This window comes from Cohnella massiliensis (assembly GCF_900169535.1).
In the GTDB taxonomy this organism is placed as follows: domain Bacteria; phylum Bacillota; class Bacilli; order Paenibacillales; family Paenibacillaceae; genus Cohnella; species Cohnella algarum.
On sequence record NZ_LT821241.1, the window covers coordinates 25201 to 50446 of the forward strand.

Consider the following 25246-nt stretch of genomic DNA (forward strand, 5'->3'; position numbering starts at 1 on the left):
AACGGGAATGGGGGGATGGCCCATGCGAGGCGACCGGCTGCTGCGAATTCTCCATTTGCTGCAGGCTCAAGGAAAAGCGACGACCGGCGAGCTCGCCCGCCGGCTGGAGGTGTCGCCGCGAACCGTGCATCGCGATATGGAATCGCTGTCCGCGAGCGGCTTTCCGATTTACGCGGAAAGAGGCGCGAGCGGCGGCTGGGTGCTGCAGGAAGGCTACCGGACCCGGCTGACGGGACTGACGACGGGGGAAATTACCGCGCTGCTGGCGCTGCAATCGTCGAGCGCGGTGCGCGACCTGAAGCTCCCGGACGACACGTCGAGCGCGCTGCGCAAGCTGTTCTCCGCGCTGCCGCCCGCGAGGCGGGACGAAGCCGAATTCGTCCGCCGCCATCTGCATATCGACGGGGCCGGGTGGCATGAAGCCGGCGAGCCGGCGCCTTTTTTGGAGACGGTGCAGAAGGCCGTGTGGGAGCAGCGGAAAATGCTCATCCGCTACGTTGGCGCGGATGAGCGGATTCACGCTCCGTTCGCCGTCTGTCCGTGGGGGTTGGTGGCCAAACGGCAAACCTGGTACTTCGCCGGTCAGGTGGAGGAGGAACGCGGGGAAGATCGCAAAGCGGGGAAAGTCCCGGACCGGAACGCCGTATCGGACGGGAACGCCGATCGAAAGGGCGGCCCGGATCCGGAAGCGAGCCCGAAAGCGAAATCCGGTCCGAAACGCGAGCCGAAGCCGGAGCCCGACGTTAAACCGGACGCCATGGCCTGCGCTTCGCCCGAAGACCGGGTGCGCACGTTCCGCGTTTCCCGGCTCGTTTCGGCCGAGCTGTTGGAAGATCGTTTTCAAGTGCCCGAAACGTTCGACCTCGCTTCCTGGTGGCAGCGGTCGACCGCCCGGTTCAAAGCCTCGCTCCCCAGCTATCCGGCGCAAGTGCGGGTGAGGACCGACGCTTGGCGGCAATTCGCCTCGGAACGATATGTTCGCATATTGTCCTCCCGGCAAGCGTCGGAGGCTTGGGTCGAGGCCGATGTCGACTTGCAAACCGAGTCGTACGCGGCGCGGCTGCTGCTCGGGTTGGGCGCCTCCGCCCTCGCGCTCCGGCCGGAATCGCTCCGGCAGTCCGTGGCGAATGAGGCCGCGGCCCTGCTGAAGCTGTACGCGGAGGGCGGGGAGGCGTTCCCCGAGGCGGACAGCCGGTCAACCGATTGACTTCGTCCCACCTCCAAAACAAAACGGAATATTTATATGAAACCCTCATGGGTCATTAGCGTTCAACGCAGCGTTACCGATCCGGACGAACGGCCCGCGGCCGGCGGCAAGCTTCAAGCGCGATTCCCCGCCGCGCCCGCGGCGGCGGACCCGTCGCGGCGATTCCGTCGCGCCGTCGGACCCTCGTTTGTTTTTCCTTCGCGGCATTCGAACCGTATGTCATATTCACGGTGCATCTCCTCCTTGAATAAGATCAGAGCCTGTGTTTGCCCGAAGAAATTCGAGCATCCGATAAAGTCCGTCAGCTGACCGTTCGCGAACGCTCCAGCCGGTCCAGTCCCGGCCAGCGGAACGCCGCCCATTCCGGCTCGCGCCGGGCGATCTTCGTGACGACGACGGTCATGTCGTCCCTGACGCTTCCGCCGGGATATTGGCGCATCGCCGTCTGAAGCAGCGCGTCCGCGATTTCCTGCGGGTCGTCGCTCGCGATTTCCTGAAGCACCCGCTTCATCCACATTTCCTTGTTGATCGCGTGTCCCGGGGCGTCGATGATGCCGTCCGTCATCATGATGAGCGTATCGCCGGGCTCCAGATCGATCTGCAGGAAGTCGACCTCGATGTCCTGCAGGATTCCGATCGGCAGGTTGTTCGCCGCGATCGGAATGATTTCGCGCCCGCGCTTGATGAAGCTCGGCGTCGAACCGATCTTCAGCAGCGTCGCCTGCGCCGTGTACAGGTCGATCAGCGCGAGATCGACCGTCGCGAACATTTCCTCGGGCGAGCGCAGCAGCAAAATCGAGTTGACCGACTTGATCGCCACCCGCTCGTTGATGCCCGATTGCAGCAGCTGCTCCAGCATCGACAGCGCCGCGCTGCTTTCGAGCCTCGCCCGCGCCCCGTTGCCCATGCCGTCGCTGATGGATACCGCGAACTTGCCGCTCCCCAGCTCCGTCATGCTGAAGCTGTCGCCGGACAGCAGGTCGCCGTCCTTGGCCGCCGCGGCCACCCCGGTCGTCACTTCGAACGCCTTCGCAGAACCGAACGTGACGGTCGTCCACTTCCCCGGTCCTTCCGCCACGCGCTCGCTTCGCACCGAAATGCTTTCGCCGAGGATGTCGCTAAGCAGCGGCGCGATCATTTTCCGGCACTCGTCGTACCCCGGCCGGAACGCATGGATCATTTCAATCTCGACCTGTCCCTCCTCCAGATTAATGATATCGATGCGTTGAATCGCCAGCCCCAAGCCATCGAGCGCTTCCCGAATCTGCTCCTCCTGCCGGCTCAGCTCCTTCGCTTCCCTGCGGATTTCCTTCACCAGGTCGTCCATGACCTGGGAGACGCCCGACAGCTGCTCGGCGACCAGCAGCCGGCTGTCCTGCACCTGGCGCCGCCAGTGTTGGTCGTGGCGGTACAAGTCGTATTGCCGCTTGAGCACCTCCAGCACCTGCGGGGTTTTGACGCAATGCCGCGTCCACGGCTTGGGCAGATGGGAAGCGGCGAGCTCCGGATCCGTTTCCACCGCGCTCATCATGTCCGTCAGCAATTTGTAGGTTTGAAAAAACTGTCCGTCCCAGCACTGCCACCTCCGATGGCAGCTCTGGCAATTCGTCTCGTGCACCGTATTGATAAAATGTTCGAAATCCCGTTCGCTGCGGGCCGTCTCTCCGGCATACGTGATCTGGCGGAAGCTGCCGGCCAGCTGGCGGAACACCTCCGAGAACCGCTCGACCCGCTCCGCGGTCAAGTCCCGGACTTTTTTTGCGTAGTCCTGTTGATTTTGGGCATAATCCGCCGTCCCCGGCACATATCCTGCAATAGAGTCGATCCACTTCCGGGGCGTTGCGAACAACAGGACGGAAGCGGCTACGGACGCCCAGACCGAGGCCATCGTCGTCTGGGCCTGCCCTTCGTAGAGCGACAACATCGAAGTGCCCAGCAGCAGGCCGAACGCGACCGCGGGCTTTCCGCCCTGTCGGATCAACCCGGCCATCAGCCCTCCGAAGGCCAAAATGCCGATCTGCGAAACGGCGCTCAAATCCGAAAGACTCAAAATAATGCCGGCGATCACCCCCGCGGAAGTGCCGACCAAAGGACCGGCGGCAAGCGCGACCAGCACGACCGCGTAGCGGGACAGCAGCATCTCCAGCGAAACGCCGTAGACGGCCCAGCCGACGACGCCCGTCAGCACCGAGGCGGCCAGGATCATCAGTCCCACCCACTCCTCGTGGCGCAGGCGGGATTTTCTCGCGGGCCGGGACAAGACGGGCAGGGCGTGCAGGAACAGCAGCGTCAGCACGAACGCAAGTCCCGCCTCCACCGCCGTGAGCGCGTACGGCAGCCAGCCGGCCGACGTCTCCGTCATGACCGTCGCAAAGAGGCGGACCAGTAGCGTCGAAGTAAACACGACGACCGGAGCGTGGGACAGATCCGCTCGCTCGTACGCCTCCAGCGCTCGGACAAGCAGATAGACGATGCCGATCTCCGCGGCGATGACCGCCGGCTCCCCCGAAAGCGACCAGAAGCTCCCCGCGAACGCCCCCGCCGCGGCCCACACGGCCAAGTCTCTGCGCGTGTACAGCACGACGGCGAAGAAGGCGGCCGCAAAAGGCGCGAGCCCTTCCAGCATAGCCGCTCGCCCGAGCAAAAAACCGACGGCAACGACGAGCAATGCCCATCGATAACGCTGAAACAAACCGACCAAGGCGCGATCTCCGGGCCGGGACGGCGCCGGTTTTTTTCGCGGATTCCGCAAATTGAATTTCCATCGTCTCTCCTTTTTGTTCTCATCGGAATTTGGATTTTGCTGCTGGCGCGGCACGAAGGGAATGACGGACTGCTTGATCATCAATGAGCACCTCGTTTTCCAAAGAGTGTGCCTCTAATTATAGGAGCGGCGTTTCATGAAGTTTGTCAGAAGCCGTTGGCGAAGCAAAAGTTTTTTCCGACAGCGGGCGCGAGGCGGCGGCGACGCCGTTCGGCAACCGGCAAATCCGCGCCGGAGTTGGGGAAACGGCTTCCGCGAGCGGACGCCTGCGATGCCTTCCGTCGAATGCCGGAGAGGAAAACGCCTCCATCCGACGGCAATTGGCGACCGCAAAACGCCCTCTTTTTTCGCTGCCGTGCCGGATGCCCTCGAAATAGAGAAAACCCGGATCGCTCCCGATCCGGGTTTTCGTTAAAAACTTTTAACCGTTATAAATGAAAGAATCGCCATCCGCCGTTCGGCTTGCGCGGAACGCTCCCGAAAACGCGAAAAACCGCCAGCCGAGCCGACGGTTATCTGGTTGCTGCTATAAAACTTCTATAAAAATGAGGGGTCGGGTATTACGATCGACGTCCGCCCCGTCCGCCGCGTTTGGATTCCGTGCTCTTCTTCAGGGTGGACATGCGCTCTTCGCTGTCCTTGAGGAACCGGTTCATCTTATCCTCAAACGAGGCGCGGCCCGGACCGCCCGGTTTGAAGGGTCGACCTCCGCGATCTCCGCGAGGTCCGCGTTGTTCGCGATACTGCTGCTGTTGCTCCGGCGGCTTGTCAACAGCTTGTCGGATGGACAGGCCGATCTTGCCGTCCTTGTCCACATTGATGACTTTGACGGTAACGACGTCGCTGATCTTCAAATGCTCGTTGACGTCCTTAACATAGCTGTCCGCGATTTCGGAAATGTGAACGAGGCCCGTAACTCCGCCCGACAAATCCACAAACGCTCCGAAATGCGTAATGCCGGTTACTTTACCCTCCAATTTCGTGCCCACTTCGATGGCCATAAAAACCGATGTTCCTCCCTGAACATAAGTGTGCCGTTCAATATATCAATCCGGCTTACGCCGATTATAACCGATTGTGAAAAGCAAGGTCAACAGACGGATATCTCGAAAATACCGCCATTTTAGGGTTGAACTTGAATGGCGCGTTCTCCGGGAAGCATCATCCCTTGATCTTTGCGGGCGATTTGGCCGATATATTCGGGATCGTTGAGCCTTTCGACCTCAAGCTTCAGCGCGGCCGTCTTCGCCTCGGCTTCCGCCAGCTTGCTCTTGGCCTCCTGCAGCTTCGCGGAACGTTCGGATTGCTGGTGGTATTGATGCAGCATCGTATACGTCGCCCAGCTCATGAACAGGACGATGACAAGCAGCAGCAGCTTAAGCCGTCTGCGTGCTCCTACCGATGCCGGCGTTGACGTCGTGCGCGTAGCCATCCGAAGCTCCCCTTTCCGATCCCTTGCCCCGAGTACCCCGAACCGAAACGACTTTCCATAATCGAAAAAACAGATCGGGCGCTACTATTATAGCATACGCGAAAAGCTAGATAGAATACGCCTTATGACGCATAAAAAACCTCCGGCCGTGTCGAATTATGACTTTCGGCGGAGGCGTTCCCATAACCTTGCGCAGCGTTCTTTCGCCCGAACGACCGGAGCGAACCACTTTCCGGCTTTCCGCCGAACCGGCAGCAGGCGTTTCCACAGCCACCCGCCGATGCCGCCAAGCGGTTTGAGCAGCAGCTTTGCCGTCCACAGCAAAATCGCGACGACGACCACGAAAACGATGTCGATCAGCCGGGCCAGCACGCGCACGATCCAGACGACCGGGACGATCAGCAAAATCCGCGCCGTCTTCCACAGCCCTTTTGCCGCCGCCTCGATCACCCGGTACAGCCAGGCGACCAGCTTGCGCGCGAACGAGCCGAACAGGCCAAAATAGCCGGTGACCCCGATGCCGATGCCGAGAAAAACGTAGAGGCGCACCTCTCCGAAATTGTTGGCCAGCAAAAGCTGGAATGCGACGACGGTGGCGGCCGCCCAGTACAGCAAATCCAGTCCCGGCAGCATCCAGCGGCGAACGTTGAACCGGCCGCACGCGACCCGATACGCGTCGAACGCGAACCCCATGCCGAGCCCGAGCGCGATCATCGCGCCGATCGTCGACCAATGAACGGCCGCATTCACTTGAACAACTTCCCGAGCAAGCCTTTGGATTTGCCGACGGAAGCCCCGTCCATGTAAAAGAAGGAGTCGATATGTCCCTCGATCGTGACGAGCCCCTGCTCCAGGCTCAAGTTTTTCATATGAAGGTTCTGGCCTTTGATCGTCACGCGACCGCACTCGGTTTCCAGCAAAAACTCGTCCGTATCGAAGCTTTCCACGTTGAGCACGCCGGAAATGTCCATCAACTTGCGGTTGAGCAGCCGAACCTCCTGCCGCTTCGCGCCCTTCCCATAGTCCATGGCACGTCCCTCCTTTTATGAGACTAGCTTATGGGGGAGAAGTTCGGATTAGAACGGGGGTCGGGAGAAAACCGGTGCCGCGTCCTGGATGGGCCGCAGACGGGTTGAAGGACGAAGCGGCGGCGGGTACGTTGGGCTGGCAGCGGACTGGCTGGTCTTCTTGGCGTGTGGCGACGCGTTCGATGGGTTGGCAGGGGGACTGAGTAGTATTCTTGGCTTGCTGCGGCGGGGATGTTGGGTAAGCATGCGCGGCGGAGCTTCAGTGGATTTTGTCCAATCAAAACCGGCTTTCTCGCAAAAACCTCGGGCTTGATTGGATTTTGTCCATTCTAGCAAGTCCGTTTCGTCCATTCCGGCCGAAATGGCCGTTTTTCGTTGGATAAAATCCACTCTAAATCGGATTTTTCTCCTTTCCCGCTACGTCGATTGGATAAAATCCAACATAGGCGGCCGAGCGAGTCATTCTGCAGGCGGCCGATATGAGGCATTCTGCGGCCCGATAGCTCTTGCGCAGGCTTTCCGACGCCATAAGGTTGCCCGACGCAGGCTTTCCCGACGCCATCGGCCGGTTTTTCGCCTCCTCGAACGGCGGCCCGGCAAGCATCCGGAGGCGCTTAACACGGTGCAAAAAAAACGGCCGCCACCGCGCTCGGTGGGGGCCAGCTTTCGTCTTCATCAGGAGAGGAACGGAGGGTTTTCGCTCTTTCTGTATTCTTCCTTCACAACGGAGTACAGGCTCTCCGCGTCCTCCTTGCGCGTCGAATCCGCCAGCTTCTCCACGCGGACCGTCAAAATGCGTTGTCCGTACTGGATTTCCAGCTCGTCTCCAACCTTCAGCGAGGCGCTCGGCTTCGCTTCCCTGCCATTGAGAAGGACGCGCCCCTGGTCGGACACGTCCTTCGCCACGGTCCGGCGCTTGATCAGGCGCGACACCTTCAAAAACTTGTCAAGCCGCATGAATTACTTGACGGCTTCTTTCAGCTTGTTGCCCGCTTTGAACGCCGGAACTTTGGAAGCGGCGATTTCGATCGTTTTGCCCGTTTGCGGGTTGCGGCCGACGCGGCCGGAGCGGCTGCGCGTTTCGAACGTGCCGAAGCCGATCAGCTGCACTTTTTCGCCTTTGGCCAGGGCGTCGGAAACTTCGCCAAGGAAACCGTTCAATACGGACTCAACGTCCTTCTTCGTCAGACCGCTTTTCTCCGCAATGCTGTTTACCAGATCCGTCTTGTTCATAATAAAAATTCCTCCTAGATTTGAAATCGGAAATTTGAGTTTAGTAAAGCTGGCAAAAAGACACGAAGAATACTATTCTTTCTGCCATGAAAAAATCCTGCTTCGCCGGCAAAAAAATTAAGGAAAATTGTTGAATCGGGCCTAGTCGTGCCGAATTCGGCCGTCTTGAGCCTACTTCCGGTTCTTCGCCTCCCGCCATAAATCTTCCATTTCTGTTAAGTCAGTTTCGTCAAAGCTTCGCCCTTTTATACCTAATTGCTCTTCTATATATCGGAATCGAGAGACGAATTTTCGATTGGTCGCCGCCAGCGCTTCCTCCGGATCCGCCCCGATGAACCTCGACGCGTTCACGACGGCGAACAGCAGATCGCCGAGCTCCTCCTTGCGCCGCTCCTCGGTCTCGTCCTTAACGGCCGCTTTCAGCTCGGCCAGCTCCTCCTCGATCTTCGCGAACACGCCGGCCAAATCCGGCCAATCGAAGCCGACGGCGGCCGCTTTTTTCTGCAGCTTGTGCGCGCGGGGCAGCGCCGGCAAATCCTTCGGGATGCCGTCCATCCTGGACTTCCGCTCGGGAGCGCCCTTGCGGCGCTTCTCCTCGGCCTTCATCGCCTCCCAGTTGCGCAGCGCCTCTTCCGCGTCCCGCGCGTCGCCGCCGCCGAACACGTGGGGATGACGGAAAATGAGCTTGTCGTTCAGCTCGGCCAGCACGTCGAACACGGTGAACGCGCCGTTTTCTTCCTCCATTTGGCTGTGAAGCAAAATTTGCAGCAGGACGTCCCCGAATTCCTCCTTCATGTTGTCGGGATCGTCGTTGTCGATCGCTTCGATCGCTTCGTACGTTTCCTCGATGAAGTTTTTGCGGATCGACCGGTGCGTTTGCTCGCGGTCCCAGGGACAGCCTTCGGGACTGCGCAAAATGCCGACGATTTCGTGCAGCCGCTCGAACGAATGACGGCGCAATCGCTCGTCCTCGCTCGCCGGTATGTACACGAGCGTAAGGTTGCCGTACTCGTCCAGCCGGTCCAGCTCGTACAGCGGAATGCGGCGCACGCGCTCCTGCCCGTCCACGCCCAGCGCCTGGCCGACGACGACCGGATAGTCGTCCGGATAGACGTCCATGAGCGCAAGCTTCGCGTCCGAAGCCGTATAGGCGTCGTACACTTGTCCGATGACGGTATGCAGCCGGGGGCGCAAAAGCTCGCGGGAAAGCTCGGACGCGTCCAGCAATTGGAAGCCTTCGATCGGGTCGAAACCGAGCCGGACGAACGCTTCGTCGAGGAAGCTTTCCCCTCCGGCCAGCGTCAGCCCGACGCCCCGTTCCGGCGCGCGCTCGCGCAGCAGCCGCACGGTGCGCTCGGCGACCATCGGGTGGCCGGGAACGGCGTATACGACCGGTTCGTCCGGGGATTCGGCGGCAAGGTCCAGCAGCCGCTCCGCGATCGTTTCGTAAACCTGTTCGAAATCGTCGTGCGCCTCGTAGACGGAATCGAACGACTCGAACGCGATGCCGCGCCGGGCAAGGTCGGCGATGGCCGGGTGGTCCGCCGTCCGCGCGAACCGGCGCCCGGACGCTTCCAGCTGTTTCAGCACGCCTAGCGTCAACCGGTCTTCGCCGCCGGAGCCGAGGCCGACGACAACAATGGAGGAAGACATTTTGGAATCATCCTTTCGGGGGAATCGAATTTTGCGGATCGGCCGCAACCGTTGTTCCGCGGCGCAAGACGGCGGCAAGCCGGTTCAGGGCCGCTTCCCGGCGGGTGCCGGCGACGCCGGGCAGCGCGCGCCAGTCGGCGGGCCCGAGCGCGCCGGTCGCGATGAGCGCGACGGCGAACACGATGGCGCCCGCGAGCGCGCAGGGCAGCGCCGTGAGCGCCGCCGCGGCCCGCGGCGCGAGGCCGCCCGCGAGCGCGTTCAGCGCGGCGGCGAGCAGCGCGACGGCGGCGGCCATCGCCGCGAGCGAGAGGGCCCCGCGGCCGGCGGCGCGGGCGCTCGGGCGCGGCATCGCCGCCTGGCGGCGCAGGCGGCGATGCGTCAGGGCGGCGGCGGTCCCGTACGCCGCCACCGCGGCCAGCGCCGCGCCCGCGATGCCGAAAGCGGGCGCGAGCGCCGCGTTGGCCGCCGCCTTGACGAGCGCGGGGGCGGCAAGATGCAGGGCCGGCGAACGCAAGTCGCCGAGGCCCTGCAGCAGGGCGGCGCCCACGGCCTGCAGGGCGCCGGCGCCCGCCGCGAAGGCGAGCAGCGCCATGGCGGCGGTTCCGCGCCCGTCGGCGAACAGGGCGACGTTGACCGGGCGGGCGAGCAGCGCCAGGCCGACGGCCGCGGCGGCCGCGAACCACGCCGCCAGCCGCATGGCGAAGGCGGCGCGGGCGCCCGCGTCCGCGAGATCGCCCCGCGCCCGGGCGGCCGTCAGCGCCGGCACGAGCGCCGCGGCCGCGCTGCCGGCCGCCATGACGATCAGCTGCAGCAGGGCGATGCCGCGGTTGTAGGCGCCGAACGAGGCGAGCGCTTCGGCGGAAGATTGCCCGGCGCTTTGCAGCAGGCGCGGCAGCGTGAACGCGTCGATCAGCCCGAACAGCGGGGCTGCGAGCGACGCGACCGCTACCGGCAGCGCCACGGCGGCGATGCGCCCAAGCAGCGCGCGGCGCGGCTCCCGAGGCGCTACGCGCGCGCTGCCGCCGCTGCTCGCCGCCTGCGATGCGGCGGCAGCCGCTTCGCGCCGCCGGATCGCGCGGCGCCAAACCCGCGGGCCCGCGAGCGCCGCGAGGCCCGCCGCGGCCCCCGCCGCCATGCCGCCATGGACGGCGGCGGCGGTCGCTTCCGGCGACCAGGCGTGCCGGAGCGCCCACAGCAGCGCGGCGAGCATGAACGCCACCCGCGCGCACTGCTCGACAAGCTGCGAGGCCGCCGGCCGCAGCATGTCCATGCGCCCCTGCGCGCCGCCGCGAAGCGCGGCGACGAGCGGCGCGAACAGCAGCGCAAGCGAGCTGGTGCGAATGGCATCCGCCGCTTGCGAAACGCCCATCCAGCGGGCGAACGCGTCCGCCCCGAGCTGGAGAAGGCCGAACGCGGCAACGCCGCTTGCGATCAGCAGCCCGGCGGACCAACGCAGCACCCGGTTCGCGCCTTCCTCGTCGCCCTCGGAGACGCGCTCGGCGACGAGCGCCGATACCGCCACGGGCACGCCCGCCGCCGCCAGCGTCATCCACATGACGGCAAACGCGTAAACGGCGCTGTACAGGCCGAACGCCTCGTCCCCCGCAAGGTTTTGCAGCGGGATTTTTTGCAGCGTGCCGATCACCTTGGACAGCAAGGCGGCGCCCCCGAGCAGCGCCGCTCCCTTGAGCAGCGACGAGGAGCCCTTGCCGGACGACCGTCTTTCCGTCATGATGCAGTTCCTTTCTAGGCCGCTCCCGCGGCATCCGTTTCGGCCATCGAGACCATTTTACCCGTCATTCTAACAGCCATTATACCGCGAACCGCCGGCGGCGTCCTCCTTGCGCGCTCGAATGTCCGAAAGCCGCGGCCGAACCATCCGAAAAAAGCTCCGCCGGCCAGTGGTCCGCCACTGCCGCGAAGCTTTCCGATGCCGATTCCGGACGCGACCCCGAAATTGCCGGGTTACTGCTCCATTTGCTTGCCTAAAAATCCGGCCGCCGTCTCCACCATCTTGCTTTCCATGTCTCCCATCGAGACGCCTTCTTCCTTGCTCAGAAGAACGACCGTGCCGATCGGGTCCCCGCTGGCGACGATCGGCGCGGCGGCATAGGAGGATATCGACTCCGCATGATCGCGTAAAATTTCATACGAGCCGGAGCTCGATTCAAGCAATATTTTTCGGTTTTCCATGCAATTTTCGAGCAGGTTTCCGATCGGTTTTTCCAAATATTCCTTTTTAGAAGCGCCCGCGACGGCAACGATCGTGTCGCGGTCCGAAATCATGGCGATATGGCCGGTGCTTTCGGACAAAGACTCGGCATATTCCTTGGCGAAATCGCCCAATTCGCCGATCGGCGAGTATTTCTTCAGAATGACCTCCCCGTCGCGGTCCACGAAAATTTCCAGCGGATCTCCTTCGCGAATGCGGAGTGTGCGGCGGATTTCTTTCGGTATAACGACTCGACCGAGGTCATCAATGCGGCGTACTATCCCGGTTGCTTTCATGGCTCGTGTTGCCCCGCTTTCTTGGTTGTTTTGGACCTTGGCCCGGAGCGGCCGCGCTTCGGCGGCCGGCTGTTTTAACGTACGCAAGAACACTCCATTGTTGGGTGAACTTGAACTTGGGCATAGTATTCAACCCCTCCCATTTTCTTATGCGTATACCCACCGCTGGGGGATTTCGCCAAATAATGGTCGGTTGACGCCGGAACCGCAACGGAAGTGTCATTTTTTGTGACGGGCTTGTTCATTGACAGCCATGATGATATTAACTAAGATGAATAAATATAAAAATAGTTAATATTTTATAAGGAGAATTCGAGTGACAACCAGAGAATTTCGTCATGTTTTTTCCTATTTTATGGAGGGTATGGAATGAAGGCCAAATGGATTTCGCTTGTCGCTTTAATGATCGCAGCAGTGAGCGTGTTGTCAGCATGCGGAGGCAGCTCCTCTTCCAATAACGGACAGGCATCCGGCGGGGCGGCGCAAAGCCAAGAGCTCGTCGTGACGTCGTTCGGGGGCACTTACGACGAAGCGTTCGCGAAATATGTCATCGAGCCGTTCGAAGCGGCGAATCCCGGAGTCAAAGTCACGCTGGCCCCGTATACGGGCGTCACGAAGCTCGCGCAAGGAGGCGGCGAGAAAATCGACATCGTGCAGCTGGACGATTTCGACCTCATCGAAGCCGGCAATCAAGGGCTGCTGTCCGAGCTTGCGCAGGATCAATTTTCGAACTGGTCCAACCTTTATCCGCAAGCGATCCTGAACGGCAACGAAAGCAAAACGTACGGCCTCGTCAACGTGTTCGGCGCCTGGGGCATTGCGTACAATCCGGACAAGGCGGAAGCGCCGACGTCGTGGAACGATTTGTGGAACCCCGAAGTCAAAGGCAAAGTAGCGCTGATGAGCCAGTGGATTCCGGATATTTTGCTGACGGCGAAGGCGGTCGGAGCGGACTACGAAAACATGGATCCGGTGTGGACGGCGTTCAAGGAGCTTACCCCTTCGGTCGCGCAGTACTATTCTTCGTTCTCGGCTCCGGAATCGTTGTTCGGAACGGGAGCGGTCACGATGGCCGCCTGGTTCGACGGCCGGGCCACCGCAATGAAGGAAGCCGGCAAATCGGTCGAATTCGTCATTCCGGAAGAAGGCGGCGTGTTGATCCGCAGCGGGCTGGGCATCTTGAAAGACAGCGCCAATCAAGAGCTTGCGGCCAAGCTTATCGACTTCACGCTGACGGCGGAAGCGCAGCAGGGCTTCGCGCAAGACCTGTTCTACGGGCCGACGAACAAGACGGTTGAACTGGATGCGGAGCTGCAGCAAAAGGTCGTTTACGGCGAAGAGGGATTGGCGAACCTGCTGGCTCCGGAATGGAACGAACTTCTTCCGAAAAGAGAGGAATGGCTGACCAAATGGACAGAAGCGACCACGCGCTAAACGGCGCCATATCGCTGAAAAATATTACGAAGCGGTATAAAGACGTTACCGTCGTAGAGAACATCAACCTGGAATTGGCCAAAGGCCAATTCCTTTCCCTTTTGGGGCCGAGCGGATCCGGCAAAACGACGCTGCTGCGGATGATCGCGGGGCTCGCGCAGCCGGACGGCGGCCAGATCGTTTTGAACGGACGCGACATTATTTCCACCCCGGCGAACAAGCGCAATTTCGGCATGGTGTTTCAGCAGTATGCCCTGTTTCCGCATATGACGGTGTGGGACAATGTCGCGTACGGACTCAAGGCGCGAAAGGAAAGCAAGTCCGTCATCAAGGAACGGGTGGAAAAATATTTGGCGATGGTGGGCCTTTCGCACCTGGCCGGCCGCAAGCCGAAGCAGCTGTCGGGCGGCCAGCAGCAGCGGGTCAGCCTGGCCCGCGCGCTGGCGGTCGAGCCCGTCCTGATGCTGTTCGACGAGCCGCTCTCCAATCTCGACGCGCGGCTGAAGGAACAGATGCTGAAGGAGATCCGCAGCCTGCATCGATCGCTCGGGTTTACGGCGATTTTCGTCACGCACGACCAGAACGAAGCTCTCTACTTATCCGATAAAATCGCCGTGCTGAACAAAGGCAAAATCGAGCAGTTCGCGGCGCCGGAGGAAATTATCACCTCGCCGGTCACGCCGTTCGTCGCGGATTTCTTCGGCTATACGAACCGGCTCGAGGGCGCCGAGCTCGTCGGCCGGGGCCTCGCCCGGATCGGGTCGCTGGACGTGCCCGTCGGGCATGCGGTGGACGGCGCGGACGGCGCGAAGGGCGTCGTGCTGCTGAGGCCGAACGCGCTGCAAATCGCGGACGGAGAGCGGCCCGGGACGGTTGCCGCGACCGTAGCGGACAGCCGCTACCTGGGCGGGGCGACCGAGTACCGGCTCCGGCTTGAAGCCGCGGGCGGCGCGGAAATGACCGTCATCACGCAAAGGCTCGTACACCCGCTTCCGGCAGCCGGTTCGAGCGTTCGCTGCGAATTTTTGCCCGAATCCGTCGCCTTCTTTAAGGAAGGGTAAGCCCCATGCCCAGAATCCAACGATATTATACGATCATGGGCTGGATCGCTGTCGCGTATATGGCCGTGTTGTTCCTGTACCCGCTGCTCAGGGTTCTGGTCGAAAGCCTGACCGACGACGGCGCTTTTTCCTTCCAGAACTACGCCGATTTCTTTGCCGGAAAGGTGTACCTGGAAGTGCTCGGAAGAACGCTCTGGATTTCGGTCGTCAGCACCGTCATCGCGCTCGTTCTCGGTTACTCCCTGGCCTACTTCATCGCGACGAGATCGGCCAGGTCCCAAGGCCTCTGGCTGATGTTCGTGCTCGCCCCGATGTTCATGAGCCTGACCGTCCGCCTGTTCGGATGGATGATCCTGCTCGGCGGCGAAGGGCCGATCAACTCGTTCCTGACGGGTCTGAACCCGGACTGGGAGCTGTCGCTTTTGTTCAATACGACCGCCGTCATTCTCGGGATCGTGCACTACATTCTCCCGTTCGCGGCGCTAAACATTTACACGTCGCTCAAAAAAATGGACGCGGCGGTGCTGGAGGCCTCGACGATGCTCGGAGCCTCCTCCGCGAGAACGTTCTGGCGCGTCACGTTTCCGCTGTCGCTTCCGGGCGTGTTCGCCGGCGCGTCGGTCGCCTTCGCCCTTTCCGCCAATACGTTCCTGGTGCCGATTATGCTCGGAGGCCCGTCCAACCAGATGCTGTCGAACATGGCCTACGATTCGATCGTGAAAATCGGCAATTTCGGCCTGGGGTCGGCGATTTCGATTTTGCTGCTTATCGTCGTCGTGCTGGCGCTGTCGATGATCGGCAGGCTGGAGAAAGGAGGCCGCCATGCGGAATAGCCTGAAAATCGCCGGATATGTCTGGATCGCGCTGCTCCTCGCGTTCATCGCGGCGCCGATGGTCATCATCCTCCCCGTTTCGTTCGGGGCGTCGGACATGTTTCAGTTCCCGCCGACGGAATGGTCGATGGAACGGTATTCGGCGCTGTTCGAAGACGGGCGGATCTGGTCCTCCCTGACGCTCAGCCTGATCGTCGGCGTTTGCTCGACGGCGCTTTCCGTCGCGGTCGGGGTGCTGTCCGCCGTCGGCATCGTCAGGGGCAGGCTGCCGTTCAAGTCGGCGCTGGAATCGTTATTTCTCGGACCGCTCATCGTGCCGCTGGTCACGACGGGGATCGGTTTTCTGATCATCTTCGTGCAGGCGGGCCTCGCCGGCTCTCCGGTTGCGCTCGTGCTCGCCCATTCGGTCATCATAGCGCCGTACGTCATTCGCATCGCCATCGCGAGCATTCGGCATCTGGACCCGGTGCTGGAGGAAGCCGCCATCGTGCACGGCGCGAAAGAAGGCTACGCCTTCGCGACGGTCGTCCTGCCGCAGCTGACCCCGGCGCTGATTTCCGGAGCGCTGCTGTCGTTTCTCGTCTCGCTCGACGAATATACGGTCACGAACTTTCTCGTGCAGGCGGATACGATCACGCTGCCGATCCGCATTTTCCAGCTCGTGTCCCTCGACATCAATCCCGTCGTGACGGCGCTGGCGGGGCTGACGATTATCGTCTCGACGCTGCTGATCGTGATTTTGGAGAAAAAGTTTAGGATACACCGTTATTTGGAAGGTTGAACGTTGGAGTCTGAAAGGAGCATAACGAACATGAACGGTCAAAATTTCGGCATCATCGGGTTTCCTTGGGACGGCGGCGCATCGCTCGGCCGTCCCGGCGCGCGTTATGCGCCCCAGGCGATTCGCGAAAACGCGAAGTGGCTGCAAAACCGGATTCAGGACGGCAAAATCTACAACGTGGAAAAACGGCAGCTTATCGATTTCAACGGCGCGGAAATGATCGATTTGGGCGACATCGACATCGTCGCCTACAGCACGGAGAAAACGTTCGAAAACGCCGAACGCAAAATCGGCGAGGCGTTCGACCAAGGCATTTTCCCGTTTATTCTCGGCGGCGACCACTCCATCTCGTATCCGGGCTTCAAGGCGCTGGCGGAGCGGACGAAAGGCAAGGTCGGCATCATCCAGTTCGACACCCACCTCGACCTCGTCGACGATTCCCCTGTGCAAGGGAAGTTTTCGCAAAGCAGCCAAATGCGCCGGGCGCTGGAATTTCCGAACGTGAACCCCGAGCATATTGTGCAAATCGGCGTGCGAAGCTACAATTATCCTTGGTACGGCCAATATTTGCAGGAGACCGGGATCGTCCAGATCACGGCGGCGGAAGTGCACCGCATGACCGCGCAGGACGTGATCGACAAGACGCTGGAGGCGCTGCGCGACGTCGAAGCGATCTATTTGACGTTCGATATCGACGTGCTGGACTCGGCCTTCGCTCCGGGTTCGGGCGCCAACGAGCCGGGCGGGCTGACGCCGCCGCAATGTTTCGGCATTCTGGACGGACTGTACCGCCACATTCACGCGATGGATATAGCGGAAGTGAATCCTTTATTCGATCACCAGGGGATTACGAGCGGCATGGCCGCGCGCATTCTGTTCGACTGCGCGACGGCGAGAGTATAAGGGTAAGGGGCAACTCTTCTGGTTATCGTTAAAAGGAGAGAGCCGAAATGGACAAAATCGGGGAAATGGAATTTCCGAAAGGCGTGATCGGCAGACGAATCCGCAAAATCCGCAAGGAGCAAGGGCTGACCGTCGACGAACTGAGCAAAAAAGCGGGGCTCAGCCAGAGCATGGTTTCGCAAATCGAAACCGGCCAGACGAATCCTTCGCTGGATACCTTGTGGAAAATCAGTCATGGTTTGAACGTTCCGGTATTTTCTTTTTTTCAGGATATAGCCTCTTCCGACGTGCATTTAACGAAAAGGCAAGACCAGAAAACGGTGAACATGCTTCATCCGAATGTACTTTACCGGGCTTTGAGCCCGTCGCTCGACAACGGCTTCGAAATGTTCGAAATGCGGATCCGGCCGGGAGAAGCGAAGCCCTCTCCCCAACTGGCCCGCCAAGGCCGGGAAATCGGATACCTGCTCGAGGGCGAGCTTCACGTGTTGATCGAAGACCGAACCTTTCGGCTGGAGGCCGGAGACAGCATCGTTTTTGAAAGTTCGCAAAAACACGAGTTTTACAATCCCGGCGACGGCGACGCGGTCGGCATCTGGGTGATGCTGCCGCGCGGACGCGCGTCGGTCGGGTGACGCACAGCCGTCGAGATGAGTCATTTTTACTCAACTGCAAGCGGTTTTAGGCGTACGGCCGGGCGAGATGAGTCATTTTTACTCAACTGCGCGCCGTTCTAGGCGCACGGCCGGGCGAGATGAGTCATTTTTACCCAACTGCGCGCGGCCACGGCCAGATCGGACTCGCGGGGACGCGCCGCAGCTGCCCGCACTCGTCCGCATTCGCCTGCCGCCCGCAGCCTCCCTCACTCGCCCGCTGCCGCCTGCCGGTCGGCGCTCAAACCGTCAAATACCGCATCACCGCCGGATCGTCCAGCTGGTCGCGGCCGCCTTCCCAGACGATCGAGCCCTTTTCCATAATATAGAAACGATCACCGACGCTGCGGACGAATTCCAGACTCTGTTCGACGAGCAAAATCGCCGTCTTGCCGTCGTTGCGTATATCGCGAATGACATCGCGGATATCCTCGACGATCGACGGCTGAATGCCTTCCGTCGGTTCGTCCAGCAGCAGAAGCTCCGGCTCCGAAGCCAGTGCCCGGGCGAACGCCAGCTGCTGCTGCTGCCCGCCGCTCAAATCCCCGCCTCTGCGGTTGTACATCGTCTTCAGAACGGGAAACTTCGAAAGCGCCTCCTCGGGAATTTCCTTCGCCCGCCGCCGCGCCTTGTCCCGGCTCGCCTCCAGCCCGATCCGCAAATTTTCGTAAATGGACAGCTGCGGGAAAATTTCCCGGCCTTGCGGCACGTAGCCGATCCCTTTGCGCGCCCGCTCGCCCGGCGTTTTTCGCGTCAGGTCGTCTCCGTGGAACGAGATCGAGCCTTTGCGGCTTTTGATGACGCCCATGATGCTCTTGATCAGGGTCGTCTTGCCGACGCCGTTGCGCCCCATCAGGCAGACGACCTGCCCGGGCTCCACCGCCAGCGACACTTCCCGCAAAATGACGCTCTCGCCGTACCCGGATTCAAGCCGTTGAACCGACAACATCGGCATCCCGCCTTTTGCCAAGGTACACTTCCATGACCCGGTCGTCCCGCTGCACTTCGTCCATCGAGCCTTCCTTCAGCAGCTTTCCTTCGTGCATGACCGTGACGGAGCTCGCGAAATTGCGGACAAATTCCATGTCGTGCTCAACGACGACGACGGTCCGCTCGCGCACGATTTGCTGCAGCAGCTCGCCGGTTTTGTCCGTCTCTTTGTCGGTCATCCCCGCGACCGGTTCGTCCAGCAGCAAAATTTCCGGCTCTTGCATCAGCATCATGCCGATCTCCAGCCACTGCTTCTCTCCGTGCGACAGCCCGCCGGCCCGCTGGTTCCGTTTGTCGGCGAGGCCGATCAGCTCGAGCTGGGCGTCGATCCGCGCCCGGTCCGTTTTGGTCATCTTCGCCCGGAGCGTCGCGAAAATGCCCCGGTTTTGCGACATCGCGATTTCGAGGTTCTCGTCGACGGTCAAGCCGGCAAAAATCGACGGCGTTTGAAATTTTCGCCCGATGCCCAGCTCGGCGATTTCATGCTCCCGGCGCTTCGCGATATCCACGCTGCCCGCTTTCGCATGGAACGTAACCTTGCCCCCGCTAGGCTTCACCTTGCCGCAGATGACGTCGAGCATCGTCGTCTTGCCCGCGCCGTTCGGACCGATCAGAAACCTCAGCTCCCCGGGCACAAGGGTCAGATCCATTCCTTGAACCGCTTTGAAGCCGTCAAACTGTACGCTTACTTTCTGGCACGACAGAATCGAGGACAGGCTCATGCCGTTCATTCCTCCTTTTATCGAATCGCTCTCCCAGCTTCCGGATCAGGCCGATCAGCCCGCCGGGCAGGAACACCGTCACGACGACAAACAACGCGCCGAGGAAAATCGTCCATACGTCGGGGAACGATTCGCTCAAGCCGCTTTTGGCCTGATTGAGCGCGATCGCTCCGACGACGGCGCCGACCAGCGTCCCGCGGCCGCCGACCGCTACCCACAGCACCATTTCGATCGAGGGAACGATCGCCATGGCCGAAGGGGAAATGATGCCGACATGAAGCACGAAAAACATGCCCGCCAGCCCCGCGAGGGCGGCGGAAACGGCGAAGGCGGCCATCTGGTACAGCGACGGGTCGAAGCCGAGAAACCGGACGCGGTTTTCGCCGTCCCGAATCGCGCGCAGCACTTTGCCGAACCGGCTTTTGACCAGGTAGCGGCAAAGCAGGAATGAGAGAACGAGCGCGACGACCGTCGCGATATACATGCCCGTCTTCATGGCGCCGGAGGAAAGCGGCTGTCCGAACAGCGTCGTATAGCCGGTCAATCCGTTCGTGCCGCCGGTATATTTCTGCTGTCCGACGAACAGGGTCACCGTAATGATGACGAGCGCCTGCGTCAAAATCGTAAAATAAACGCCGCGAATCCGGTTCCGAAACGTAAAGAAGCCGAGGAAAAGCGCAAGGGCCGCCGGTATGAGAATGCCCATCAAGGCGGCGAAGGCGAAGCTCTTGAACGGCTCCCAGAACCAGGGCAGCGCGGTCATCCCGGTCCAATCCATAAAATCCGGCAGCCGGTCCCCGCTCGCCGTAAGCTTTAAATGCATCGCCATCGCATAGCCGCCGAGACCGAAAAACACTCCGTGCCCGAGACTGAGCACGCCGGTATAGCCCCACAGCAAATCGAGTCCGAGCGCCGCAATCGCGAACGCCAGGCATTTCGCCAAAATGTTAAGTCTGAAGTCGTTCAAAAAAAGCGGAGCCGCCAGCAAAATCGCAATGGCCGCCGCATAACCGGCCAGCAGCCACAGCTTTTGGCGGGTCAAAGGTACAGAAGCGAACATCCGTCGCTCACCACCTATACGCGAAGTTTAACGGCGCCGGTTAATCCAGCGACCGGCTGCGGACCGCAACGAGTCCCATCGGCTTCCATTGAAGGAAGGCGACGATGCACAGGAAGACGAGCACCTTGCCGAGCGACGCATTCGTCCACCATTCGAACAGCGTGTTCAGCGTGCCGATCCCGAGCGCTCCGGCGACCGTTCCCACGAGCTTTCCGACGCCGCCGAGCACGACGACCATGAACGCGTCGACGATGTAATTCGTGCCGATCGTCGGGCCGATCGGGCCGATCAGCGTGAGCGCGCAGCCGGCGATGCCGGCGATGCCCGAACCGATGGCGAACGTGACGGAATCGACGCGCCGGGTGGAAATGCCGAGGCAAGCCGCCATCTCGCGGTTTTGCATGACGGCGCGCATCCGCCTTCCGGGCGCGCTGCGATAAATATAAACATACATCGCAAGCAGCACGAGCGCGACAAGCGCGATAATGAACAGCCTTTTATAAGGAAGGACGACGCCCGTCATGATCTTCAAGCCCCCGTCGAGCCAGGACGGGCTCGTCACGCCGACGTTCGGAGCGCCGAAGATCGAACGCGCCGCCTGCTGCAGCACGAGGCCGACGCCCCATGTCGCCAGCAAGCTGTCCAGCGGTCTCCCGTACAAAAACCGGATCAGCGACGTTTCCAGCAAGTAGCCGATCGCGAACGCGACGGCAAAGCTGAACAGAATGGCCAGCGGAAAATAAGTGTCGAACATGCTCTCGGGCAGCGAAGCTTGAAACCATTGCTGCACCATGTAAGCGGAGTAGGCGCCGATCATAATAAACTCTCCGTGCGCCATATTGATGACCCGCATCAGCCCGAACGTGATGGCCAGGCCAAGCGCGATCAGCAGGAGGATGGAACTTACGCTAAGGCCGTTGAACAATTGCGTCCACCATAACGCCATGGCCCGATATCTCCTTTCTGGCCTTTCCGCCTCCGGAGGCGGGAAAGGAAAAGCCGCGCAAAAATCGTCGTTGAAAAGCAAGGGAAGGCTCGGCAGCGCCGAACGCTTCCCTTCCCGTTTTTTTCGATTACGAACCCGAGCTCAGGCCGGCGGCCCAATCGTACGTTTTCAGGTAAGGATCCGGCTTGACCGGCTCCCCGGAATTCCAGAGCTCCTTGATCTGCCCGTCGGCTTGCAGCTCGCCGATCCGGACCGTCTTGTAAATATGCTGATTCTCGCCGTCGATCGTAACCTTGCCTTCCGGAGCGGCGAATTCGATGCCGGCGGCGGCTTCCTTCACTTTGTCGACTTCGAACGAGCCCGCCTTCTCGACGGCCGCGGCCCACAAGTATACGGCAACGTAACCGGCTTCGATCGGGTCCGCCGTCACGCGGTCGGCTCCGTACTTGGCTTTGTAGCTTTCGACGAACGTTTTGTTTTCCGGCGTGTCGGTCGTTTGATAGTAGTTCCAGGCGACCAGATGCCCTTCGAGATATTCGGGTCCGATGCCCCGCGCTTCTTCTTCGGCGATGCTGACCGACAGCGTCGTCAGATCCGCGGACGTGATGCCCGCATCCTTCAGCTGCTTGAAGAAGGCGACGTTGCTGTCCCCGTTAAGGGTGTTGAAGACGACGTCCGGCTGGGCGGCCTGGATTTTGGCGATAATCGTGGAGTAATCGGTATGGCCGAGCTGGGTGTATTCTTCGCCGACCAGTTCTCCGCCCTTGGCTTTCAGCTGTTCTTTGATGATTTTGTTGGCCGTTTGGGGGAAAACGTAGTCGGAGCCGAGCAGGTAAAATTTCTTTTTGCCGTTCTCCAGCAGGTAATCGACCGCGGGGACGATTTGCTGGTTGGTCGTCGCGCCCGTATAGAAAATGTTGGGGGACGATTCCATGCCTTCGTATTGCACCGGGTACCAGAGCAGTCCGTTCAATTCCTCGAAAACCGGCAGCATCGCTTTCCGGCTTGCCGACGTCCAGCCGCCGAAAACGGTCGCCACCTTGTCTTCCGAAATCAGCTTTCGGGCCTTTTCCGCAAAGGTCGGCCAATCGGATGCGCCGTCCTCGACGATCGGTTCGATCTGTTTGCCGAGCACCCCGCCCTTCGCGTTGATTTCTTCGATCGCCAGCAGCTCGGAGTCCCGTACCGACACTTCGCTGATCGCCATCGTGCCGCTCAGCGAATGCAGGATTCCGACTTTGACGGTGTCTCCGCCGCTTGCCGACGGCGACGCCGATCCCGACGATGACGGAGCCGACGGCGAAGATTCGGACGCCGACGGCGACGCTCCGTTATTGCCGCTGTTCCCGCCGCAAGCCGCCAAAACGAGGCAGGCCGCCGCAAGCGTTGCCAGACCGTTCAACCATTTTCTCCTTTTCATGTCCCCACTCCCCTGATCATCTGGTTTCTATCTCTTTTTCCGAACGTTCAGACGGTTTATTGCGTCTTCCGTTCGTGATCCAATTATAGGGGAGGAAAAGATTGGCGTCAATATATCTAACAAAAGTAGTGGAATTTCGACATGAATTTACATAATTATTAATTATTCTTTGGATTAGTGTTAGATTTACTTCCATGAATATGCTTAATGAACGAAAAATGTGCCCTAAATCCCCTCCGAAGCAAGGATTGTACGTCAATTTATATTTCCTGTTCGGATTTTTCCGGATTTGGGCCGCCGCTGTTCGCATTCGGGAGGTCGTTCGGCAAACTCGTTCGGCTATTTATCTCTCGACCAACATAAGGTAAAATAAACTGTAATCGTTACAATCAACGAGGAGGGTTCGGGTGCCTGCCTTTTTTAAATGGGGAGTCAATTTGCTCACGCTGGGCTGCCTGTATATGCTCTATCTCATTTTTTTCGGCGGGGAAACCTCCTTCGGGCTTAGGCTGCCGCAAATCGAAACCGGCCAATTGGAAAGCCTGAAAACCGTCTTCATCAGCATCTTCTTGGAGGCTTTGCCGTTTATTTTGCTGGGCGTCGTCACTTCTTCCTTTTTGCAAACGTTCGTTTCGGAGGAAACGGTGCGCAAGCTTCTGCCGAAAAACCATTGGCTCGGCATCGGCATCGCCTCCCTGCTCGGCATCGTGCTGCCCTTATGCGAATGCGGCATGATTCCGGTCGTCCGCCGCCTCATTCAAAAAGGGATGCCCGTTTATCTCGGCATTACCTATATTCTGGCAGCGCCGATCATCAATCCGGTGACCTATATTTCAACCTTCATGGCCTTTCGGACTCAACCGGAGGTCGCTCTGTACCGGACGCTTCTCGCCTTTATCGCCGTCGCGGCGATCGGCCTGATTTTGCACCGCTCCGTCAAGGAGCAGCCGCTGCGCTCGGCGCCGGCCGCTCCCGCCGCACGCGGCCGCGAACACCGGCACGACGGCAATAACCGGCTCGCCCACGCGTTTTCCCACGCGTCGGACGAATTTTTCGAAATGGGGAAATACTTGCTGCTCGGCGCTTTTCTTACCGCCGCGATCCAAACGTTCGTCAGCCGCGACACCCTCCTTTCCCTCAGCTGGGACGGAGGCGGCCATTTGTTCATGATGGCCTTCGCCTACTTGATATCGCTCTGTTCCACATCGGACGCTTTCATTGCGGCGTCCTTTACGGGAACGTTCCCGACGGGAGCGCTGTTGTCGTTCCTCGTGTTCGGCCCGATGCTCGACTTGAAAAACACGATCATGATGCTCGCCGTATTCCGCAAGAAATTCGTCGTTCGCCTGTCGTTTCTGATTTTTGCGACCGTGCTCGTCGTGACCGTCCTGGCCGATTGGGTCGGACTCGTCTGAAGAAAGGAGCTGCCAACCGCATGCATGCACGCCCCGACCGGGCGCAAATCGCCCACCATCTCGTGCGGGCCGTTATTTTGGCCGGCATCGCCTTTTACATCGTCAGGCTGAATAGCCTGGATACGCTGACGCTCTACGTCGCGCCGCGGATGACGATCTACATCAAACTGGCCGCTTTCGGCGTTTACGCTTTGGCGGCCGGCCAGTTGTTTCAGGCGGTCCGGCTCCTGAACGGCGCGCGGCCCGCTTGCGATTGCGGACACGACCATGAGATGCCGCGCTCTCTTCTAAAGAGCGTGCTGCTGTACGCCTGCTTTGCCGTTCCCCTGGCCATCGGCTTCCTGACGCCCGATACGACGATGGGCAGCGCGATGGCCGCCAAAAAGGGCATGAACCTGAGCTCGTCCGCCGACATGAAGGAGCAGCTCCAGCCTTTCTCGCAGGGGAGCTTGCCCGAAGCGGAGCCGACCTCTGCGGCCTCCGCCCCGCCGGATTCGGCGAACGCGCCCGGCGCCGGGGAGGAGAACGGCACGGGGAATGCGCCGGGAACGGGGAACGCGACGGGGGACCGTTCGCCCGTTTCTTCGGAAAGCCCGGCCCCGGAAGACCATTCCGGCGGCGAAGCCGGCGTTTCGGCCTCCTCCGATCCGCTGGACGCGCTGTTCCCTTACGACAACTTCAGCGCGGCTTACGCGAAGTACGGCAAACAAATATACGGAGATCCCGTCATCACCGTCACCGAAAAAAGCTACATGGAAATTTTGACGACGGTCGACTTGTATTTGAACAATTTCATCGGCAAGGAAATGGCGATCAACGGCTTCGTCTACCGGGATGAAACGATGGCCGATCATCAGTTCGTCATCGGGCGCTTTGCGGTCCAATGCTGCACCGCGGACGCGCTGCCCTACGGCGTCATGGTGGAAGCCGAAGACGCGTCCCGGTTCGGAAACGACAGCTGGCTGCGGGTGACCGGCACGATCGGGACGACGGAATACAACGGCATGACGATCATGAAGCTCGATTTGACGAATGCGGAGGAAATCGAGCCGATCAAGGAGCCGTATATTTACGCGGATCTGGAATTCGGGCTGGATTGACGACTCGCGACCTTGCGGGGCGCAAGCGCGCTAACGGCACGGGCAGCGACCCGGATGCTCCGTCCAAAAATTAAACCTCCGAGTCCGCCATTAACAAGCGGAA

General features: G+C 60.5%; 24 protein-coding genes. 9 read left to right on the plus strand and 15 right to left on the minus strand.

The annotated features are described in order from the left end of the window. Positions 1 to 22: 22 nt before the first annotated feature. On the plus strand, positions 23 to 1207 hold the full coding sequence (locus B7E11_RS00130) for a helix-turn-helix transcriptional regulator (protein ID WP_176220549.1): 1185 nt from the start codon (positions 23 to 25) through the stop codon (positions 1205 to 1207). A gap of 301 nt (positions 1208 to 1508) precedes the next feature. On the opposite strand, the gene spoIIE is transcribed toward B7E11_RS00130, so the two are convergent. The 10 genes from spoIIE to spoVT all read right to left on the minus strand — a co-directional run bounded on the left by spoIIE (position 1509) and on the right by spoVT (position 11825). Next, positions 1509 to 4052, minus strand: a complete 2544-nt coding sequence (spoIIE, locus tag B7E11_RS00135) for a stage II sporulation protein E (protein WP_080831626.1) — start codon at positions 4050 to 4052, stop codon at positions 1509 to 1511. A 479-nt stretch (positions 4053 to 4531) separates the two neighbouring features. Beyond that, on the minus strand, positions 4532 to 4972 hold the full coding sequence (locus tag B7E11_RS00145) for a S1 domain-containing RNA-binding protein (protein WP_080831628.1): 441 nt from the start codon (positions 4970 to 4972) through the stop codon (positions 4532 to 4534). Positions 4973 to 5094: 122 nt separating this feature from the next. Then, a complete protein-coding gene (locus tag B7E11_RS00150) occupies positions 5095 to 5403 on the minus strand; it encodes an FtsB family cell division protein (protein ID WP_080831629.1) in 309 nt (102 codons plus the stop codon). 156 nt (positions 5404 to 5559) lie between these two features. Beyond that, on the minus strand, positions 5560 to 6153 hold the full coding sequence (gene yabQ / locus B7E11_RS00155) for a spore cortex biosynthesis protein YabQ (protein ID WP_080831630.1): 594 nt from the start codon (positions 6151 to 6153) through the stop codon (positions 5560 to 5562). Then, positions 6150 to 6431 (minus strand): sporulation protein YabP, encoded by a 282-nt coding sequence (gene yabP, locus B7E11_RS00160; protein WP_080831631.1) that lies wholly within the window; start codon positions 6429 to 6431, stop codon positions 6150 to 6152. The genes yabQ and yabP overlap by 4 nt, the downstream gene beginning before the upstream one ends. A 675-nt stretch (positions 6432 to 7106) precedes the next feature. Continuing rightward, complete coding sequence (locus tag B7E11_RS00170) at positions 7107 to 7388, minus strand: RNA-binding S4 domain-containing protein (protein ID WP_080831633.1); 282 nt, start codon at positions 7386 to 7388, stop codon at positions 7107 to 7109. Positions 7389 to 7391: 3 nt separating this feature from the next. After that, positions 7392 to 7664: an HU family DNA-binding protein gene (locus tag B7E11_RS00175; protein ID WP_080831634.1), complete on the minus strand. Its 273-nt coding sequence runs from the start codon at positions 7662 to 7664 to the stop codon at positions 7392 to 7394. A gap of 171 nt (positions 7665 to 7835) precedes the next feature. Then, positions 7836 to 9317, minus strand: coding sequence for a bifunctional methyltransferase/pyrophosphohydrolase YabN (gene yabN / locus B7E11_RS00180; RefSeq protein ID WP_080831635.1), 1482 nt, complete (start codon positions 9315 to 9317; stop codon positions 7836 to 7838). Positions 9318 to 9324: 7 nt separating this feature from the next. Next, on the minus strand, positions 9325 to 11049 hold the full coding sequence (locus tag B7E11_RS00185) for an oligosaccharide flippase family protein (protein ID WP_080831636.1): 1725 nt from the start codon (positions 11047 to 11049) through the stop codon (positions 9325 to 9327). Positions 11050 to 11282: 233 nt separating this feature from the next. Next, a complete protein-coding gene (spoVT, locus tag B7E11_RS00190) occupies positions 11283 to 11825 on the minus strand; it encodes a stage V sporulation protein T (RefSeq protein WP_080831684.1) in 543 nt (180 codons plus the stop codon). A gap of 369 nt (positions 11826 to 12194) precedes the next feature. Here spoVT and B7E11_RS00195 point away from each other — a divergent pair, with 369 nt between their 5' ends. The 6 genes from B7E11_RS00195 to B7E11_RS00225 are packed head-to-tail and all read left to right on the plus strand — an operon-like array spanning position 12195 to position 17472. Beyond that, positions 12195 to 13259: an ABC transporter substrate-binding protein gene (locus B7E11_RS00195; RefSeq protein ID WP_080831637.1), complete on the plus strand. Its 1065-nt coding sequence runs from the start codon at positions 12195 to 12197 to the stop codon at positions 13257 to 13259. Then, positions 13235 to 14320 carry an ABC transporter ATP-binding protein gene (locus tag B7E11_RS28630; RefSeq protein ID WP_176220550.1) on the plus strand — a complete coding sequence of 362 codons (1086 nt, stop codon included), beginning with the start codon at positions 13235 to 13237 and terminating at the stop codon, positions 14318 to 14320. The genes B7E11_RS00195 and B7E11_RS28630 overlap by 25 nt, the downstream gene beginning before the upstream one ends. Positions 14321 to 14325: 5 nt before the next feature. Further along, positions 14326 to 15153 (plus strand): ABC transporter permease, encoded by an 828-nt coding sequence (locus B7E11_RS00210; RefSeq protein WP_080831639.1) that lies wholly within the window; start codon positions 14326 to 14328, stop codon positions 15151 to 15153. Continuing rightward, the gene (locus tag B7E11_RS00215; protein ID WP_080831640.1) at positions 15143 to 15934 is read left to right on the plus strand and encodes an ABC transporter permease; all 792 of its coding nucleotides are present in this window, start codon (positions 15143 to 15145) and stop codon (positions 15932 to 15934) included. Before B7E11_RS00210 ends, B7E11_RS00215 begins: the two co-directional genes overlap by 11 nt. 30 nt (positions 15935 to 15964) lie before the next feature. Further along, entirely contained in the window at positions 15965 to 16837 is an 873-nt protein-coding gene (locus B7E11_RS00220) for an agmatinase family protein (RefSeq protein WP_080831641.1), read from the plus strand. Positions 16838 to 16884: 47 nt separating this feature from the next. After that, positions 16885 to 17472, plus strand: coding sequence for a helix-turn-helix domain-containing protein (locus B7E11_RS00225; protein ID WP_080831642.1), 588 nt, complete (start codon positions 16885 to 16887; stop codon positions 17470 to 17472). Positions 17473 to 17731: 259 nt separating this feature from the next. Here the strand turns inward: B7E11_RS00225 and urtE are convergent, their stop codons facing one another. The 5 genes from urtE to urtA form a co-directional block, all read right to left on the minus strand. Beyond that, the gene (gene urtE, locus B7E11_RS00230) at positions 17732 to 18445 is read right to left on the minus strand and encodes an urea ABC transporter ATP-binding subunit UrtE (RefSeq protein WP_425430046.1); all 714 of its coding nucleotides are present in this window, start codon (positions 18443 to 18445) and stop codon (positions 17732 to 17734) included. Then, positions 18417 to 19202, minus strand: a complete 786-nt coding sequence (gene urtD, locus B7E11_RS00235) for an urea ABC transporter ATP-binding protein UrtD (RefSeq protein ID WP_080831644.1) — start codon at positions 19200 to 19202, stop codon at positions 18417 to 18419. The genes urtE and urtD overlap by 29 nt, the downstream gene beginning before the upstream one ends. Continuing rightward, the gene (gene urtC, locus B7E11_RS00240) at positions 19153 to 20262 is read right to left on the minus strand and encodes an urea ABC transporter permease subunit UrtC (RefSeq protein ID WP_080831645.1); all 1110 of its coding nucleotides are present in this window, start codon (positions 20260 to 20262) and stop codon (positions 19153 to 19155) included. The genes urtD and urtC overlap by 50 nt, the downstream gene beginning before the upstream one ends. Positions 20263 to 20302: 40 nt before the next feature. Beyond that, a complete protein-coding gene (gene urtB, locus B7E11_RS00245) occupies positions 20303 to 21208 on the minus strand; it encodes an urea ABC transporter permease subunit UrtB (protein ID WP_080831646.1) in 906 nt (301 codons plus the stop codon). 127 nt (positions 21209 to 21335) lie between these two features. After that, positions 21336 to 22628 (minus strand): urea ABC transporter substrate-binding protein, encoded by a 1293-nt coding sequence (urtA, locus tag B7E11_RS00250; RefSeq protein WP_080831647.1) that lies wholly within the window; start codon positions 22626 to 22628, stop codon positions 21336 to 21338. A 407-nt stretch (positions 22629 to 23035) separates the two neighbouring features. Between urtA and B7E11_RS00255 the strand changes: the two genes are divergently transcribed. Both B7E11_RS00255 and B7E11_RS00260 read left to right on the plus strand, forming a co-directional pair. Further along, the gene (locus B7E11_RS00255) at positions 23036 to 24043 is read left to right on the plus strand and encodes a permease (RefSeq protein ID WP_245809585.1); all 1008 of its coding nucleotides are present in this window, start codon (positions 23036 to 23038) and stop codon (positions 24041 to 24043) included. A gap of 20 nt (positions 24044 to 24063) precedes the next feature. Next, positions 24064 to 25143 carry a TIGR03943 family putative permease subunit gene (locus B7E11_RS00260; RefSeq protein WP_080831648.1) on the plus strand — a complete coding sequence of 360 codons (1080 nt, stop codon included), beginning with the start codon at positions 24064 to 24066 and terminating at the stop codon, positions 25141 to 25143. The last annotated feature ends 103 nt before the right edge of the window (positions 25144 to 25246 follow it).